The 16,743-nt window shown below is 40.0% G+C and carries 15 protein-coding genes; 10 read left to right on the top strand and 5 right to left on the bottom strand.

All coding sequences use genetic code 11. From position 1 onward, the window contains the following. Window positions 1-92: 92 nt before the first annotated feature. The 5 genes from BUA60_RS04235 to BUA60_RS04215 form a co-directional block, all read right to left on the bottom strand. A complete protein-coding gene (locus tag BUA60_RS04235) occupies window positions 93-1,262 on the bottom strand; it encodes a beta-ketoacyl synthase N-terminal-like domain-containing protein (RefSeq protein ID WP_072860454.1) in 1,170 nt (389 codons plus the stop codon). A 3-nt stretch (window positions 1,263-1,265) separates the two neighbouring features. Continuing rightward, complete coding sequence (gene bioA, locus BUA60_RS04230; protein WP_072860453.1) at window positions 1,266-2,534, bottom strand: adenosylmethionine--8-amino-7-oxononanoate transaminase; 1,269 nt, start codon at window positions 2,532-2,534, stop codon at window positions 1,266-1,268. Window positions 2,535-2,673: 139 nt separating this feature from the next. Further along, on the bottom strand, window positions 2,674-3,285 hold the full coding sequence (gene bioD, locus BUA60_RS04225) for a dethiobiotin synthase (RefSeq protein WP_072860452.1): 612 nt from the start codon (window positions 3,283-3,285) through the stop codon (window positions 2,674-2,676). A gap of 1 nt (window position 3,286) precedes the next feature. Beyond that, window positions 3,287-3,670: a putative signal transducing protein gene (locus BUA60_RS04220; RefSeq protein WP_072860451.1), complete on the bottom strand. Its 384-nt coding sequence runs from the start codon at window positions 3,668-3,670 to the stop codon at window positions 3,287-3,289. A 2-nt stretch (window positions 3,671-3,672) separates the two neighbouring features. Further along, entirely contained in the window at window positions 3,673-4,800 is a 1,128-nt protein-coding gene (locus BUA60_RS04215; RefSeq protein WP_245802492.1) for an aminotransferase class I/II-fold pyridoxal phosphate-dependent enzyme, read from the bottom strand. Window positions 4,801-4,952: 152 nt separating this feature from the next. Here BUA60_RS04215 and BUA60_RS04210 point away from each other — a divergent pair, with 152 nt between their 5' ends. The 10 genes from BUA60_RS04210 (at window position 4,953) to BUA60_RS04165 (ending at window position 16,025) form a co-directional block, all read left to right on the top strand. Next, window positions 4,953-6,761 (top strand): M61 family metallopeptidase, encoded by a 1,809-nt coding sequence (locus BUA60_RS04210; RefSeq protein WP_072860449.1) that lies wholly within the window; start codon window positions 4,953-4,955, stop codon window positions 6,759-6,761. Further along, entirely contained in the window at window positions 6,762-7,295 is a 534-nt protein-coding gene (locus tag BUA60_RS04205; RefSeq protein ID WP_072860448.1) for a GNAT family N-acetyltransferase, read from the top strand. A gap of 204 nt (window positions 7,296-7,499) precedes the next feature. Next, window positions 7,500-8,813, top strand: coding sequence for a hypothetical protein (locus BUA60_RS04200; protein ID WP_072860447.1), 1,314 nt, complete (start codon window positions 7,500-7,502; stop codon window positions 8,811-8,813). Window positions 8,814-9,063: 250 nt separating this feature from the next. Then, the gene (locus BUA60_RS04195) at window positions 9,064-9,306 is read left to right on the top strand and encodes a DUF6364 family protein (protein ID WP_072860446.1); all 243 of its coding nucleotides are present in this window, start codon (window positions 9,064-9,066) and stop codon (window positions 9,304-9,306) included. Further along, the gene (locus BUA60_RS04190; protein ID WP_072860445.1) at window positions 9,306-9,716 is read left to right on the top strand and encodes a type II toxin-antitoxin system VapC family toxin; all 411 of its coding nucleotides are present in this window, start codon (window positions 9,306-9,308) and stop codon (window positions 9,714-9,716) included. The genes BUA60_RS04195 and BUA60_RS04190 overlap by 1 nt, the downstream gene beginning before the upstream one ends. Before the next feature lie 139 nt (window positions 9,717-9,855). Next, window positions 9,856-10,047: a hypothetical protein gene (locus BUA60_RS04185; protein ID WP_072860444.1), complete on the top strand. Its 192-nt coding sequence runs from the start codon at window positions 9,856-9,858 to the stop codon at window positions 10,045-10,047. Between the two features lie 600 nt (window positions 10,048-10,647). Then, the gene (locus BUA60_RS04180) at window positions 10,648-12,288 is read left to right on the top strand and encodes a hypothetical protein (protein ID WP_218587883.1); all 1,641 of its coding nucleotides are present in this window, start codon (window positions 10,648-10,650) and stop codon (window positions 12,286-12,288) included. 247 nt (window positions 12,289-12,535) lie between these two features. Further along, window positions 12,536-12,781: an AbrB/MazE/SpoVT family DNA-binding domain-containing protein gene (locus tag BUA60_RS04175; RefSeq protein WP_072860853.1), complete on the top strand. Its 246-nt coding sequence runs from the start codon at window positions 12,536-12,538 to the stop codon at window positions 12,779-12,781. Continuing rightward, window positions 12,772-13,095, top strand: coding sequence for a type II toxin-antitoxin system PemK/MazF family toxin (locus tag BUA60_RS04170; RefSeq protein WP_072860442.1), 324 nt, complete (start codon window positions 12,772-12,774; stop codon window positions 13,093-13,095). The genes BUA60_RS04175 and BUA60_RS04170 overlap by 10 nt, the downstream gene beginning before the upstream one ends. Before the next feature lie 473 nt (window positions 13,096-13,568). Next, window positions 13,569-16,025 carry a TonB-dependent receptor gene (locus BUA60_RS04165; RefSeq protein ID WP_143153118.1) on the top strand — a complete coding sequence of 819 codons (2,457 nt, stop codon included), beginning with the start codon at window positions 13,569-13,571 and terminating at the stop codon, window positions 16,023-16,025. Window positions 16,026-16,743 lie beyond the last annotated feature (718 nt).

Raw genomic sequence — 16,743 nt, 5'->3', positions numbered from 1 at the left:
TCCCATACCTTATTAGCTGTAGAATTTATTATAAAGACTCCCCCCAATAGTATGGTACAACAGATTTCTCTTAGTTCCGATTGCTACTACAATTAAATCTTGCCCAAAAGAACACTCACCGCATTACCGCCAAAACCCACTGCGTTTACCATTACTTTGTTGATCTGTTTTGGCATAGCATCGTACTTCACATATGGCACTCCAATAAACTCTTGATGTTGCAACATCAACACCGCCAATTCCAAACTCAACATTCCCGAGGCACCAAAGGAATGCCCTACTTTCCACTTGTTGGTGGTCAAGGCTGGCATGTCTTTTCCAAATATTTTCTTGATAGCCGCCACTTCTGACAAATCCCCTTTAATGGTTCCCGGAGCATGCAATACCACCACATCTACCTCCTTGGGATCTATCCCGCCCAAAGCCATTTTCATGGATCGCTGAAAACAGACGGCATCAGAGGAAATGCTAATATTGTGCTCCAGTATTTCAGTAGCGTATCCCAGGCCTTCAATACGGGCAAGGGCATTTTGAATATTGCCTTTCTCCAAACAGGCCATGGAAGCAGCTTCACCCAAAACCATAGTATTCTGTTTCTTGTTCAGATCCAAAGCGCGACAAGGATAACCCTCAGGGTCGTTGGCTGCATACCGCGAATAGACTTTTAAGGCCTTCATCTGTGCAATGGTAAAGGGCGTTAATGGCGCCTCGCTGCCCCCTACCAAAAATTTATTGGCCATACCACTTTTCAACCATGCCACACCGTTCAAGAGGGAATGCAGGGCAGTGGAACAAGTAATGGAATGTGATATCTCTGGGCCTCGGGTCTGTAGGTCATGGGCGACCCATGATGAAATATTACCCAAAGTCGTAGTAGGTGAGGACAAGGTAGAGGCCTCGCCATTTTGGATAAATTCGCTATGGTATTTTTCAAAAAGTCCGGTAGCGCCCCTGGAGGAGCCAATGTTTACTCCAAAATCGTCATCCTTCCAACCAGCTTGTCCTATGGCATCCCTAGACGCATAAATAGCATACAGTACAGAGGGGTCCAAGTTTTTATATTTGGAATCTGAATTTTGTAATTCCTCTATCTTCTGTCGAGAATCTTCTGCCAAGGCGGAACCCCAGGCGGTTAGATCGCCATAGCTTTTCTGTTGCAAAAAATGGTCTGGACACTTATAATTTTCCCAGGTCTCCTTCAAAGAAATTCCTAAAGGAGAAATGGAAGACAATGCGGTGATATAAATAGATTCGTTCTGCATTCATCAAAATTTTTCAAGGACTTCCCTTATACTATCGTATATCCTTTGCATTTCATCTTTGGTAATAATATAGGGTGCCGAAATATATATGGTATTTCCTAAGGGCCGCAAAAATACACCGGAACCCATAAAATGTTGAAACAGTTTGTCCCTAACATTTCCATAGCGCTCCATAACAACATCAAGATCCAAGGCATAGATTATACCGGTCTGTCTAGTGGCAGCCACCTTAGGGTGATCTTTAATTTCGGCATCAAACTTTTGGTGCCATTGTATTATTCGACCTATATTTTTTTGAATTTCCTCTGAGGTCAACAATTCAATTCCCGCCAAGGCAGCGGCACAGGCCAAGGGGTTTGCGGTATAGGTATGGCCATGAAAAAGTCCCTTTGCAATGTCATCGCTATAAAAGGCATCATAAACTTTCTGGGTACAACTGGTCACCGCCATGGGAAGCATCCCGGCCGTAAGAGCCTTGGACATACAGATAATATCGGGCTTCTCCGTCATATGATCCGAAGCAAAATATCTTCCGGTCTTACCGAAGCCCGTCATCACCTCATCGGCAATGGTCAAAACCCCATGCGATTTTACCACTTTCAAAATTTTCTCCAAATGCTCCGCTTTGTGCATTTTCATGGCTGCAGCTCCCTGTACCAAGGGTTCGTAAATAAATCCGGCAACGGCATCAAGATCCATGGTATTTTCCAATTCATGTAAAAGGCTCCCAAGATTGTCCTCCGTAGGAACTGGAATCCTTTTTACATCAATAAAATAATCCTCAAAAGGACCGTTATAAACAGACAGTCCAGAGACGGACATCGCCCCAAAGGTATCGCCATGAAAACCATCTTCAAACGCCAATAAAACAGAACGCTTTTTTCCCAAATTATGATGGTACTGTAATGCCATCTTAATCCCGATTTCGGTTGCAGTGGAACCATTATCGGAAAAAAACAATTTTTCCTGATTTTGCGGTAGCAACGAAATAAGGGCTTCTGAGAGCGCTATGGCAGGTTCATGGGTAAATCCACTAAAGACCACCTGATCCAACTGCTGCATTTGCGCATATACCTTGGCTATAATGGCATCATTGCAATGGCCATAGACACTGGTGTACCATGAAGATATGCCATCTATATATTCCTTGCCGTGCTCATCTACTAAAACCGCTCCTTTTGCCTTAACAATACCCAGCATTTTAGGATGCAGTTTATGCTGCGTAAGCGGGTGCCAAAGGTGTTTCTGATCCCTTTCCGAAAGACTTTTCAATTGAATTTCCTTTTTAAATAGAGGTGCAAAGATGGGGAATAATGACTAAAAACACTATCCCAATCCCAATTCATTTAAGGGGGATAACCAAACCTTAACCCCTGTCAGATACAAGGAATATTTTTAAAGGTCAGCGACCTTACCAAGCCATAAGTGCAGGCCGCAATTGTTCAGCGTATTTCTTGACCACCTCTTTTGTAAGAGTATCTTCATGACCAATTCTACCCAAGACAGGCACTCCGGTAATTTTAGTGATAATATCCTCGGAGGCGGCGTTGGGCTCGCCATTAAAAAGTATGGCAACATCATACCCCTTCAACAAGAGCCATTTAATGGTCAACAGGGAGTGATTGATACTGCCCAAATAATGTTTCACCACAACAACCACATGATAAGTCGGCATAATAATATCCAATAAGGTATCGGAATCGTTCAGCGGTACCAAAACACCTCCAGCCCCTTCGATTACCATATGGTTCTCTGTTTTGGGCTCATGTATTTTATTATGGTCAATATAGACCCCTTCCAAAGCAGCGGCCGCATGCGGACTAATGGGCGCCTTTAGGGAGTAGCTGCTCTTGTGTATTACGGTTTTGGTATTGGAGATTAATTCGGAAATAGTTTCACTATCGGAATCGTCACCTGTTTGAACGGGTTTCCAGTAATCTGCCTGCAAGGCCTCGACCAAGATTGCCGAGGTAATTGTCTTTCCAACATCTGTTGATATTCCTGTTACAAAAAATTGTTTCATTCTAGCTTGGTTCTGTTATAAACTCACAATTTAGACATTTATACTTTCTTTTTTCAAAAAATGGAAAAAGTTTATAAAAAATCCCTTTCCTGTTATAATAAATCTCCATTCTCTGTGCCTTGCAGTTGGGACAACGCCTAAAATTACCTTGGTCGTCCACGGCATAGGCTCTAATTTCATTGTAGATTTCAGTAGCCCTTTCCTTATCGGAAAAATATACCTGCAGCTTCACTCCGCCTATGGCATTACTGATTAGGGGGTCGGAATTAAGGGTATTCTCATCCCTAAGAAATACGGGAATACCATCGGCCTCTAATCGGCCTTTTAAAATTTGAACGTCAGCTACATATTCGAAAGCAGCTAGGGTATAAAATTCTGGATTCATCTCTAATCAAATAATTCGGCCAATATTAAAAGTACATCCTTAATTTCATTTTCGGTATTAAAACTGTGCAAACAAAATCGTAATCGCTCCTGACCTTTAGGTACGGTAGGCGAAAGAATCGGCTTTACATCAAAACCCTTATCCTGTAACTGTAGCGACCAATTTTTTACCTTTTCATTGCCTTCCACCAAACAACAATGCACGGCCGAATCACTGGGAATAAAATGGGCCTCAAGGTTATGGCCCCTCAACTGCTCCTTAAAAAAGTTGATATTCCGCATAAGTTGCATTTTCCCCTCGCCGGATATGGACAAATGTTCACAAGCTGCCAATATCGTCGCCAATGAATGTGGGGCCATTCCTGTAGTATAAATAAAACTGCGTGCAAAATTTACCAAATAACTTTTTAGGGAATCGCTTCCCAATACTGCGGCACCATGACAGCCCATGGCCTTCCCAAAGGTGACGATCCTAGCAAATACCTTGTCCAGCAGCCCCAACTCATGCAACAATCCCTCTCCCCTGCTACCAAATACCCCAACCGCATGGGCTTCGTCCACGACCAAATAGGCCCCTTTGGAGATGCACAATTCGGCCAGTGCTTTTAAATCCGGAGTATCCCCATCCATGGAAAAAACAGATTCCGTAACCACATAAATATCACTATCAGGCTTTCTTTCCCTGGTACGGTCCATCTGACCGCTTAGGCCTTCCAATTGGTTGTGTTTAAACTTATAGCTTTGGGCAAGGCCCATCCCAATACCATCACGGATACTGGCATGTGCTAGTTCATCATAAAAAATAACATCCGTACGCTGTGGCACGGCACTAAAAAATCCTATGTTGGCGTCGTATCCCGAATTGAAGACCAAGGCCGATTCAGACCCAAAAAAACTGGCCAGGACCACTTCCAATTCCCCATACAGTCCGTTATTTCCGGTTAACAGCCTGGACCCAGTAGCTCCATTGGCTATGACACCTTTCTTTTTCAGGATATTTGCGGCGTTCTTAAAAATGGTCCCGTTTTGGGCAAGGCCCAGGTAATCATTGGAGGAAAAATCGATCAAGCCCTTGGGCATGGGCAATTTCCGAAGGGCATTATTCGTCTGTCTTTCGGTTAGTTTTGCCATCAATTTTTTAGGAAATTCCGTCATATTACAAATGTAGCATATCCTGTATTTATATAGTATATTCGTTTATACAAAGCCTTGGAAAATAATCTTTAGGGGACTTGAAAACAGTCTAGGTTTCCCGACAATAAAAAAGTAATGAAACAAATTATATGAAAATCAACATTCTAAGCCTCCTTTTTCTTGCCATTAGCTTTGGCCTGCAAGGCCAAACCAACCAATACAGCATTTCTTTTGAAAATGCCGAACACCACGAAGCTGAAATCACGGCCACATTTCCATCACTGAATCCGGGTGTACTTTCTGTACGTATGGGCCGTTCCTCCCCTGGGCGCTATGCCCTACATGAGTTTGCAAAAAACGTATACAATTTCAAGGCCACGGACAGCAAGGGTAAGGCCTTGGACGTTTCCAGGCCCAATCCCTACCAATGGGATGTTAGCGGCCATGATGGGGAAGTGAAAATAAGTTACACGCTTTTTGCCAATCGTGGGGATGGTACCTATGCCCAAATTGATGAGACCCATGCACATCTGAACATCCCTGCCACCTTTATGTATGTGGATCATTTGAGCAATCGGAAAATAGAAGTTGATTTTAAGGTAAGGGAAGACCTCAACTGGAGGGTGGCTACCCAAATGCCACAGGTATTGGGCACTACATATACGGCACCCAACTTACAGTATTTTATGGACAGTCCAACGGAAATCAGTAATTACGGCATTCGCCAATTTACTGTGGATAATAACGGCACCCCACAGAACATACAATTTGTATTGCACCACAACGGAACGGAAGCGGAGCTGGACACCTATTTTGAACAAGTAAAAAAAGTAGTTCTGGCCGAAATGGAGGTGTTTGGTGAACTCCCCAACTACGATTATGGAACTTACACCTTTTTGGCCTGCTATATCCCCAATGCCTCAGGGGATGGCATGGAACATAGGAATTCTACGATTCTTACGGACAAGGAAGGTCTGGCCGAAGGTGGCATGAAGAACAATATAGGCACCGTAGCCCATGAATTTTTTCATGGTTGGAACGTGGAACGTATTCGTCCCAAGGCCTTGGAACCCTTCAATTTTGCCGAAGCCAATATGAGCGGAGAGCTTTGGTTTGCAGAAGGTTTTACCAGTTATTACACCAATTTTATCCTTTGTCGCGCAGGAATCATTACCCCTAAGGAATACGTAGAGGGGCTTACGGGCACTTTTAATTATGTTTGGAACTCTCCGGCCAGGCAATTCTTTAACCCTATTGAAATGAGCTACCAAGCGCCCTTTGTGGACGCTGCCACTTCTGTGGATCCAGTGAATAGGGAAAACACCTTTATTTCGTACTATTCCTATGGCAGTGTTTTGGGACTGGCCCTGGACCTTTCGTTACGACAAAACGGACTTAATTTGGACGACTTTATGAAATTGGTCTGGCAGACCTACGGTAAAAAAGAGGTGCCCTACACCTTGTCCGACCTACGCCAAACCCTGGTGCAATATGCGGGAAAGGAATTTGGAAATGGATTCTTTGATAGTTACATATACAAAAGTGATATGCCGGATTATGCTGCATTGTTTGCCTCGGTAGGAGTAGTATTGAAACAAGCGAAGGGCAAGCCTTATTTTGGAGCCAGCGTGAACGTCAACCAATTTGGAGCCGGAATAATTCAACGGAACACCCCAATAGGGAGTCCCGCCTATACCGCAGGACTGGATTCCGGGGATGTTATTACCGCCATCAATAACGTTCCGTTAACGGCTGCACTGAGTTTTAACGACATTATAGACCAGTTTAAGGTAGGAGACACTTTAAAAGTAGCCTATACCCGTTTTGGCATTCCAAAATCTACCACTGTGGTTTTAACCGGGAACCCGGCCTATAGCATACAATTAATTGAAAAGGATGGAGGCAAACCCACCAAACAAGTGTTAAAAAATAGAAAGTCTTGGTTAAAATTGGATTAAATGGAAATAAAACTCACCCGCTGTAGCACAAAAGCTGAATTGCAGCAAATATTGGATCTGCAACAAAAGAACCACTTACAAAATGTGCATGCAGATGAAAAGGAAAAAGAAGGCTTTGTTACGGTATCCCATACTTTAGAACTACTGGCCGAAATGAATGCCGCATGTCCCCATATCATTGCCAAGGACCAAGATAAAGTAGTGGGCTATGCACTTTGCATGCATCCCCGGTTTGGAAATGACGTAGAGGTCTTAAAGCCCATGTTTGTGGAAATAGATGCGGTAATACCCAAAGGGGACCCCTATATGGTTATGGGGCAAATCTGTATAGACAAGGAGTACCGGCGACAGGGTATTTTTAGAAAGTTGTACGAAACCATGAAGAATACCCTAATGCCCAATTTTACCAGTATCGTTACCGAAGTAGATGCCACCAACCTCCGTTCTTTGGTAGCCCATTACGCGGTGGGATTTGAGGAACTAAAAACCTACCATGCAGGAGGGCAGGATTGGAAGTTGATCGTGTTGCGGTAATGATTGTTGGGAAATAAGATGGAATAACCTTAAGACTTGGGCTGGTGCCCTAGGGTAGCATTTTTATAATGCTGTTTGAAACTATGAAGAATTTATTTCCTACTGTTTATCGTGTAAAAGTAAGCGTTAATCCCTATTCTGCCAGAACTTTTGGTGTATAGGAAATTGTAAAATACTTTAGGCAGAGCTTTATACCTATCTCCAATGAAATTTCAAAGATTTTTTGTCCTAATATTTGGAACCATTTTGTTCTTTAATTGCTCCAAAGATGAAACAACTTTTAAAAACCCCGAGGCGGAGGAACCCAATGAACAGGAACCAGTTGTAGAAGAGCCAAAACCCATGGTATATTTTACTTTTACCGTAGACGAAAGTTATGACACGAGTTCAGAGGACAATTGGATTATTCTGCATGATACCAATGGGGAATTATTGGACTATCGTCCATATGAAAGTGGTCAAACATTGGAGTTTGAAGCCCTCGAATCCGAACTTACCGATAAAATAAACGTATCTCTTTTTATCAATAAACTGCAACTCCTAGGCGTATCCAGTGAACTCTGCGAAGGTGATAAGTATTCTGGAACCACATATCCCGATGTGTCGAAAGGGAGTCATTGGACACAAGGCAAATATGCCACTAGGCTTGACGGAGGGCCCAGTAAGGAAATTTTAGGCAACTTTAATTTGAACTTAACCAACGTCCCAAAAGAAAACAATTTTATAAATGATGAAACTCCTATTATGGACAATGGTAATGTTTCTACTGTCCGGTTACCAGATGTCCATTCGGGAAAGACCACCATTACCAGTGGAGACACCAAGACTTATATTAGAAATGGAGTCCGAAATTGGCAGGATACCGAATATCTAATGACTACATTAAATGAATCCATGAATTTTAAATATATGTTCTTTAAAAACCCAGAGGTTGGAGCGGATATTACCTTGGATTACAATAATTTCAATTCATTTGATAGTTACAATTATCTTCCCATGCTTCCTGAAAATAAAAAGATTAGTTTAGAATTGCTGGGTTTCGAAAACGAAACCAGTTTTAAGACCGATACTGGATTTTTATTGTTAACCATATTCGGCAGGAAAATTCCGGACATGCGGGTTCCTTTAGGCTATTTGGATAGATTTACCCACTATAAGACCTTCCTAAACATAAGTTTTGAGAATTATTTCTATGACTACCATATGATAGGCCCAAAACCGGACATTGCTTTCATACCAGAAAAGCCCCAATTAAATTATTCCATTGACCAGCTAATCGGTTTTGACCTAACGGTAGATGTACCATATGTGCGTAGAAAGGATTCCTGGGTAACACCAGGACCAGTATCCATGGAAACATGTTCCACAACTGTATGGGACGTTGTTTGCAACCAAGAAAATTATCCCATAATTGGAGAATTACCAGAGGAATTGTTCACACAATACCCAAAATTGGAAAAACTTCAAGATCTAACTTACTACTCTTCAACGATTTACTTGCAGTCGGAAAACTATTAGGAATTCCTTATTAAAGAATTCGATCCCACTTATGACCATATAATATCCTACGGTGAAAAACAGGAATATTATTATCTATACAATGAGTAGTCCCCATGCCGCGCCTGCTTTCTAATGCGTTAGGTAGGCTTGACACTTGCGCCATTGGGGACTATGGCCTTAAATATACAACTCTAAGACATTACAAAAACAGTAAAAAAATTGTATTGTACGTATAATTGTAGTATTTTTATACGTATAGATAAATATTATGGAATCCAAATTGACATTAAAGCTTGACAAACATGTCATCAGTAGCGCTAAAAAGTATGCTAAAAAGCAAAACATTAGCCTTTCCAAACTAATAGAAAATTATCTCAACAAAGTTACACATGATGAAAAGGAAGTTGCCAATATAACTCCTTTAGTAGAAAGTTTAACAGGGGTTATTGATCTAAAAGAGAATGATTACAGAAAGGAATACAATAATTACTTATCCAAAAAGTATTCGTAATGGACAAAATCTTAGTGGACACTAATATTGTGTTGGACCTATTGGCCAAACGAAAAGACTTTTATCATGAAGCGCAGCAATTATTTTCACTATCGGACAAAAAACAAATTCATCTTTTTGTTTCTTCCTTAACTATCGCAAACACCTATTATATTCTCTCACAAAGTTTGAAAATTGACAACTCAAGAAAAATTTTAAGAAAATTCAAAATCCTAGTAGAAGTATTGCCCGTGGATGACAAAATAATTAACTTATCACTTGACAGTGATTTTAAAGATTTTGAAGATGCAATTCAATACCACACTGCAGTTGAATATAATATAGATTTAATAATTACTCGGAATCTTAAGGATTTCAAACAATCCCAAATTCCAGTTATGACTGCCTTTGAATATTTAGCGACTATTTAATTTCCTTTGTTACACAGCGCTCCAACTGCGCAAAGCAAGCCTATCAAAAAAGTAAGACCAAAACCCAGGTTAGGGAAAAGTATATATTGATGCTCTTAAAATGTCACATTACTAAAATTAGTTTAAATTCCTGCCACTAATGAATGCACAAAATATATTACAGTATATAGATAAAGTAATCCTTAATTTAAAGAAACATATTAATAGCGAAACCGAAATTCCAAATTCTAAAGAAAAAGATAAAATGGAATTAAGACTTGAAATAGTGCAAGAGATCAAACGAGCTTTTGATTGGGGATTAGCAGAGGAAGATAACAAACAAGCAAATTGAATTCTTCAATTAGCAAAATTTCGCGAAGAAGGTATTGACATATCCAGTCAATTAAAGGAGATCGATTTATACTCAAAAATAAAAGAAGTCATCCCCTATATCCAAGCAGCGAGTTATAAAATTAACAATGAACAAAAACACCTTACAGAAGAATTACTTTTATTTTGCCAAAAACAATTGGAGATAATTGATGCCTCTCTCTATAGGCGAAAAATTATTTTTCCTACCAAGCTGGAAGGTATAAAGCCTTTAGGAATTACAATGAAATAATAAAACCTGACAAAATACCTACTTTAAAAGTTTATAGACAACCAGAAGTAAATCAAAAAATTGAAGAATTGGAACAGATGTTCTGTGCAATAGCGGATTAAATAGTTTTTTCTCCACAAATTCCTTTGCTAGCTCAACCCTGTCCAAATCGTCAGGCTCGTTTGTCCCCTATTATTAAAGTAACTCAAATTACTTAACCGGTATTTCTAGGAAACAGGGGAACAACTAAATCTCCTCGACAATGCATGCTTTGCTGATTAATGCCAAGTTTTTATATATTTATAAGGTCAGCTAGATTATTTTCAACTTAAAGACCCAAAGCATGCGCCCATGATGAAATATTCCGTTTTAACAATCTTCTTCTTTTCGTGTTTATTTTTGGCACATGGGCAGTTTGAAAATGCAATTATCACCTCCAAAAAGAAAAAAACCCAAGTACAAGCGGATAACAATGGGCAATTGCATATAAATGTATCCCCAAAAAATGTCCTTAAATTTAAAGCTATTGGATGGGTACGCTATAGTGATTTCGGCGCCACAGGTGATGGCAAAACAGATGACATGGACGCCATTGCCGCTACCCATGCCTTTGCCAATCTTCACGGCCTTATGGTGAAAGCCGACCAGGGTTTCACTTACTACATAGGAGGTCAGGAACGTACGGCAGAAATCCAAACCGATACCGATTTTGGATCGGCAACCTTTATCATTGATGATACCCAAGTCCAAAACCACAAGGCTTCGGTTTTTAAGGTGGTTTCCAACTTACAGCCCTTTAAATTGGATGGCATAACATCACTTAAAAGAAACCAGGAAAAAATTGACGTCCTTTTGCCTCAATCCTGTCTTATCACGGTTACGAATTCCAATGTAAGGCACTATATCCGCTTTGGGTTGAACCAAGACAATGGCTCCCAGCAAACCGATATCTTTGTTGTGGACAAAAACGGACATGTGGATTTGGACGCCCCCATTATTTGGGATTTTGAGCAGATTTCGAATGTAACCGCCATACCCTTGGACACCACAACCCTAAATATTACAGGAGGACGTTTTACCACCATTGCCAATAAGGCCGAATCCATGTACAACTATTATAGCAGAAACATCTGGATCAACCGTTCCAATGTGGTGGTCGATGGGCTGGAGCACCACATTATTGGGGAAGGAGAACAGGGAGCGCCCTATGGCGGCTTTATCAATATCCGTGACTGTGCCTATGTAACCGTGAAAAACTCCCTGTTTACAGGACGCAAAACCTACCGCACTATAGGTTCTGCTGGGAAACCGGTATCCATGGGCTCCTATGACCTTCTGGTAAACCGTAGCCTCAATGTATCGTTTGAGAACTGTAGCCAGACCAATGATATAAATGACAATACCTTTTGGGGCATAATGAGTTCCAATTACTCCAAGAATCTTGTCTATGACCATTGTACCTTTTCCCGATTCGATGCCCATAAGGGGGTTGCCAATGCCACGATCCTAAATTCCACCCTTGGCCATATGGGAATCAATGCCATAGGTAGCGGCCTATTGACCGTAGAGAACAGTACTATCCTAGGTAAAACCCTAATTAATTTGCGCGAGGATTATGGAAGTACATGGCAGGGAGAGATAGTAATCCGCAACTGCGTTTTTGTACCCGAAGGGGGCAAACCAACCGAAGCCAGCATTATAGGAGGTTCCTACTCTGGGCAGCATAATTTTGGTTACACCTGTTATATGCCGGAAAGGATTACCATAGAAAACCTCCGCATAGATGACAGCAATCATCCGGAAGACTACGAAGGGCCAGCTATTTTTAAAAACTTTAATGAAGAAATGATGGACGACACTTATCAGGAGAAATTTCCATATATCAGAAGCAATGAAATAATCCTTAAGAATGTAACCACCGCAAGTGGCAAGGACCTATTAATTAGCAGAAATCCGTTTATGTTTAAAGATGTGAAAGTGCATACTGATTAAGGTGCTCAGTATTTGAGTCTTTTATTCCTTGGCGTTAATATACTTGAGTCGGCTGATATACTTGCCTAAATGCGAGTACAATATTGAACTACAACATTATACCTATGACCTAGATTGAAATTTTTTATCAATTTTTCGGACTGTCCTGCTATTCCAATTTTGAAAATTGAACCATAGGTATAAATGGGGAATTAATTTTGATATTCAACTGATATGTATTTACTTTGTAATAACATTTAAGAAAATTATGGAAGCAACTATAATCAAAATAGGAAATTCAAAAGGACTGCGTCTAAGCAAGACAATTTTGGAAAAATACAATATAAAAGACAAGGTGGAATTGATTCTTGAAAAAGGACATATCATTCTTAAACCTATTACTATACCTAGAAAAAACTGGGAAAAAGAATTTAAAAAAATGAACGATAATGGAGATGACAAATTACTCATGAATGATGTTTTTGAAGATGAAAATCTAGAAGAATGGATTTAAAACAATATAACATCGTTCTAGTAAATTTAGATCCGACAATTGGAAGTGAAATAAAAAAAACAAGACCTTGTGTTATTATCTCTCCAGATGAAATGAACAAATATTTAAAGACAATTGTCCTTGCACCAATGACAACTAATTTAAAAAAATATCCAACAAGAGTTTCGGTAAAACACCATGGTAAAAAGGGAATGGTTGCAATCGATCAAATCAGGTCAGTTGACAAAACAAGAATTATCCGAGTTTTTGAAAGCCTAACCCAAACGGAAATAGAAAAATGTAAAGAGATAATAAAAGAAACCTTTGTTGACTAAAAATATAGACCATAAGCTCTTGAATGTATCAATAAATCATTCCTAACTGCTAAAATGAGAAAAGCCTACCTCAAAATACTTGAAAACAGATATGACAAGTTAACAACCAACTAATCAAAAACTAAACCGCGACTCAAATTCCCCCGCTAGCGCGAGCGTCACGCCTGCCTGACGGCTAGGCAGGCTCGTGCCGTCAACAGTCATTGGCACGATGCAAGATTAGGTAATTAATTGCATTACGACTCCCTCCTACATGCTTCAATCATAATCCCCTCATTTCATTAAATGACAATTAAAAACTAATACCTATTTTCACAATTAAAATTTATCGAACTACCCTCTATTACACCTCTAACAAGAATAATCTTATAAATAAAAAATGAGAGTCCTACAAATAACATGAGGTAGTTCATCGAAAAAATTATGTTAAAATTAAAATTTTAACTTATTTTTAAAACTCTAAGAACACGCCATTGTTCAAACTTATATGCCCCTTGGTTATGTGCTGTACGTTTGGTTTTTCCCAGAGTATCAATTTTGACCAATTGGGCAAAGAAAAATGGGTGCGGTACAATGGAGGGATTGCCGCAAATGCTGTCTACTATGACGGGACCGCCAACCGACAGGATTTAACCTATTATTTAACGGGTAATCTCAATTTCAATATAGCCGGACTTTATAATATACCACTTTCGTTCACCTACTCCAATCAAAATTTTGATTTTCCAAATCCTTTTAAATTCAATCGATTAAGTCTTCATCCTTCCTATAAATGGGCTACCGCACATATTGGGGATGTTGGTATGACCTTCTCCCCTTACACCCTCAGCGGACACCAGTTTAGCGGAGGTGGTTTCGATTTAAATCCCGAAGGGAAATTCCAGATCAGTGCCATGTACGGTCGCTTCCTGAAAGCAACGGAGTACAATCCTGAAGAACCGAGAGCGCTTACAGCTTATAAGCGCATAGGTTACGGAATAAAAACGGCCTATGATTTCGATTTTATGAAATTGGGAATTATCCTTTTTAAGGCGTCCGATGATGAAAATTCCTTGGAAAATCCTTTCCCTGTAGAACTGGGACTTTCACCTAAAGACAATGCAGTTCTTTCGTTTGAATCGGATTTCCGATTATTGGACAAGGCCCAAATAAGAATTGAGTATGCCATTTCTGGGGTCACCGAAGATGCTAGGCTAACTGATGCTCCTGCCTCCAACGGTCTGCTCTTTTTTATGCTCAATGAAAATATAAGTACAAATTATTACAACGCCTTAAATGCTTCTTTTTCCTATCCTGCCGGTAACGGTACTGTGGGCGCTGGTTACGAACGTATAGACCCGGAATATAAGACGCTGGGCGCTTACTACTTTAATAATGATTTGGAGAACATTACCCTTAATGCAAGTCAGACCCTCTTTAATAACAAGGTAAACCTCAGTGTAAATGCAGGAATACAACAAGACAATCTGGATAATGCCAAGACATCGGACCAACAGCGTATTGTAAGTGCCATAAATCTTAATTATATGGCATCGGAACGTTTGGGTATCAATGCGGGATACTCCAACTTTCAATCCTACACCAATATTCGAGACCAATTCGACTATATCAACCAAGTTGGGGAATTCGATAATATAGACACCCTAAATTACAGACAGTTATCGCAAAATGCCAATCTCGGTATAAATTATATTCTAAAAAAGACGGAGAACAAACAGCATAGCACCAACCTGAATTTGGTGTACCAAAATTCCAACAACCAACAAGAGGGTGAAAACATAGCCGGAGGCAATAATGCCTTTTATAATGGTATGGCAGGGTATAGTCTTGGTTACCCCAAACAAAACCTGACTGTTACCTTAGCTGCTAACACCTCCTTCAATACAATTGGTGAAACAGACAATAGCCTTACCGTGGGCCCAACATTGGCGATAGGGAAACAATTCTTTGAAAAACAACTCCGCACCCATCTTTCTACCTCCTACAACACTTCCTATGCCAATGGCCAGCAACAAAATAATATATACAATATTAGATTGGGCAGTAATTATGCCCTATTGAAAAAACATAACCTTAGCCTAAATTTCTTGGCGCTTTTTCGCAATTCCACTTTAAATACGGGACGCGACCTAACCGTAACTTTTGGTTATAGTTATGCCTTTGATAACTTCAAACTGAATTTGGAGCCTGGAGAGCGTGCCCCTCGGGTCAACCCACTTGGTATCAGCGAAAACATCTTAAGTTTCCGCTACAGAAATGTCACTTATAGTGGTACTATTCCAGAGCTGAACCGACAACTTACTACAGTTTTTCAAAGTTCTCAATTTGCGGATATACCACAATTCAAAAAAAATGAGCTAACGCTTTTATTGGCTTTGGTGAAAGATCAAAAACAAGAGCAGCCCTATAAAGAAAATGCTATCACCTTTTTAAAAGAACTCTATTCTTTTGAAGATTTCTTGGCCACCTATAATGACGCCTTATTTGCTGTTATACAAAAAATTAAGTTTGATATGCGTAAAATAGACCTCACCTTGGAAAATAGCTTTGTAGAAACCAAGGTGAAAGTGGACGAACACCCGTTGAACAAAAAAGATAGAGCAATAGAGGCCCCCGAGGAAGAAAAATTGACCTTTAAGGCCCTTTTGGCAGAACGGGAAGAGCGCTTACAAAAATTAGTTGGCCACCGCTGGATGCAGGGAATTTTCATGGAATTTAATTCTATTGATGTTGTTCTGGAACCAGCTGGATATCTAAAAGATTTTAAACAACTGGCATCAGTAAAATCATTCGAGATATTTGATAATAGCCAAGATGTGGATGAATTGGAAGATTATTTAGAAAATGAGATTATTGATTTTTATTACAAAAAATCCTTGGGCCTTGTTAATCCTGATGATTTTGAATTGAATTATATTAACAAAAACTAAGGCCCCTACCCCCCTAAAGGCCAGAAATTTATTATCCAACCGGATATTAATATTGTATGGCAAAACTATTACGACTGTATGTTTTTATTTTTTCCGTTTTTAAAGGGAACTTTTCCTTTAAAAGGTGGTGTGCGAACATATGGCATTCATTACATATTTCTTTTGCCAATAATAATTCCTTTGACCCTTTTAATATTTCAGCTATAAGATGTAGTAGATTTGGGAGGGTTTTCTTGTGGCTTCTGCTAACAGCTAACTGTTTGCTTGCTAGTGCCCAATCCTTTCCTGTACAATTAATTCCCCAGGTTACCCCACCACCACCCATATACTTTTCGCAATATGCCGATGCCAGTACCACAAACAGCTCGTTACGGCTTCAAATTATACTGAACGATTTAGAAATCAACAATCGTGAAATACGGCTAAAGGCCTATTTTCAAGGAAATGGAATTTCGTTCCAGAGCAATGATGTAGTAGTTGGCTCAAGTCCCTTGTTTTTAGAAGGCGGTGTTCCCTTGGTATTGACCGATGCAGAATTGGCTCCATATTTTCGCTTTGAAAATATTACGGGTATTTCACCCAATGTCTATGGACAAGCTATTCCCGAAGGAGCCTATCAGTTTTGTTATGAGGTGTATGATGTTCTTACCGGCAACCGCCTTTCCCAAAAAAGCTGTGCTATAAGTGTGGTCTTCCAGAACGAACCTCCTTTTTTAAT

The sequence above is a fragment of the Arenibacter palladensis genome (genome assembly GCF_900129275.1).
Lineage (GTDB): Bacteria > Bacteroidota > Bacteroidia > Flavobacteriales > Flavobacteriaceae > Arenibacter > Arenibacter palladensis.
The sequence above is the reverse complement of the archived record's forward strand: the minus strand, read 5'-3'. Positions and strand labels throughout refer to the sequence as shown.

Coding starts and splice junctions, on each gene's coding strand:
- BUA60_RS04235 (WP_072860454.1), bottom strand. CDS start 1,262: ATGCAGAACGAATCTATTTATATCACCGCATTGTCTTCCATTTCTCCT.
- bioD (WP_072860452.1), bottom strand. CDS start 3,285: ATGAAACAATTTTTTGTAACAGGAATATCAACAGATGTTGGAAAGACA.
- BUA60_RS04220 (WP_072860451.1), bottom strand. CDS start 3,670: ATGAATCCAGAATTTTATACCCTAGCTGCTTTCGAATATGTAGCTGAC.
- BUA60_RS04215 (WP_245802492.1), bottom strand. CDS start 4,800: ATGGCAAAACTAACCGAAAGACAGACGAATAATGCCCTTCGGAAATTG.
- BUA60_RS04210 (WP_072860449.1), top strand. CDS start 4,953: ATGAAAATCAACATTCTAAGCCTCCTTTTTCTTGCCATTAGCTTTGGC.
- BUA60_RS04205 (WP_072860448.1), top strand. CDS start 6,762: ATGGAAATAAAACTCACCCGCTGTAGCACAAAAGCTGAATTGCAGCAA.
- BUA60_RS04200 (WP_072860447.1), top strand. CDS start 7,500: ATGAAATTTCAAAGATTTTTTGTCCTAATATTTGGAACCATTTTGTTC.
- BUA60_RS04195 (WP_072860446.1), top strand. CDS start 9,064: ATGGAATCCAAATTGACATTAAAGCTTGACAAACATGTCATCAGTAGC.
- BUA60_RS04190 (WP_072860445.1), top strand. CDS start 9,306: ATGGACAAAATCTTAGTGGACACTAATATTGTGTTGGACCTATTGGCC.
- BUA60_RS04185 (WP_072860444.1), top strand. CDS start 9,856: ATGAATGCACAAAATATATTACAGTATATAGATAAAGTAATCCTTAAT.
- BUA60_RS04180 (WP_218587883.1), top strand. CDS start 10,648: ATGATGAAATATTCCGTTTTAACAATCTTCTTCTTTTCGTGTTTATTT.
- BUA60_RS04175 (WP_072860853.1), top strand. CDS start 12,536: ATGGAAGCAACTATAATCAAAATAGGAAATTCAAAAGGACTGCGTCTA.
- BUA60_RS04170 (WP_072860442.1), top strand. CDS start 12,772: ATGGATTTAAAACAATATAACATCGTTCTAGTAAATTTAGATCCGACA.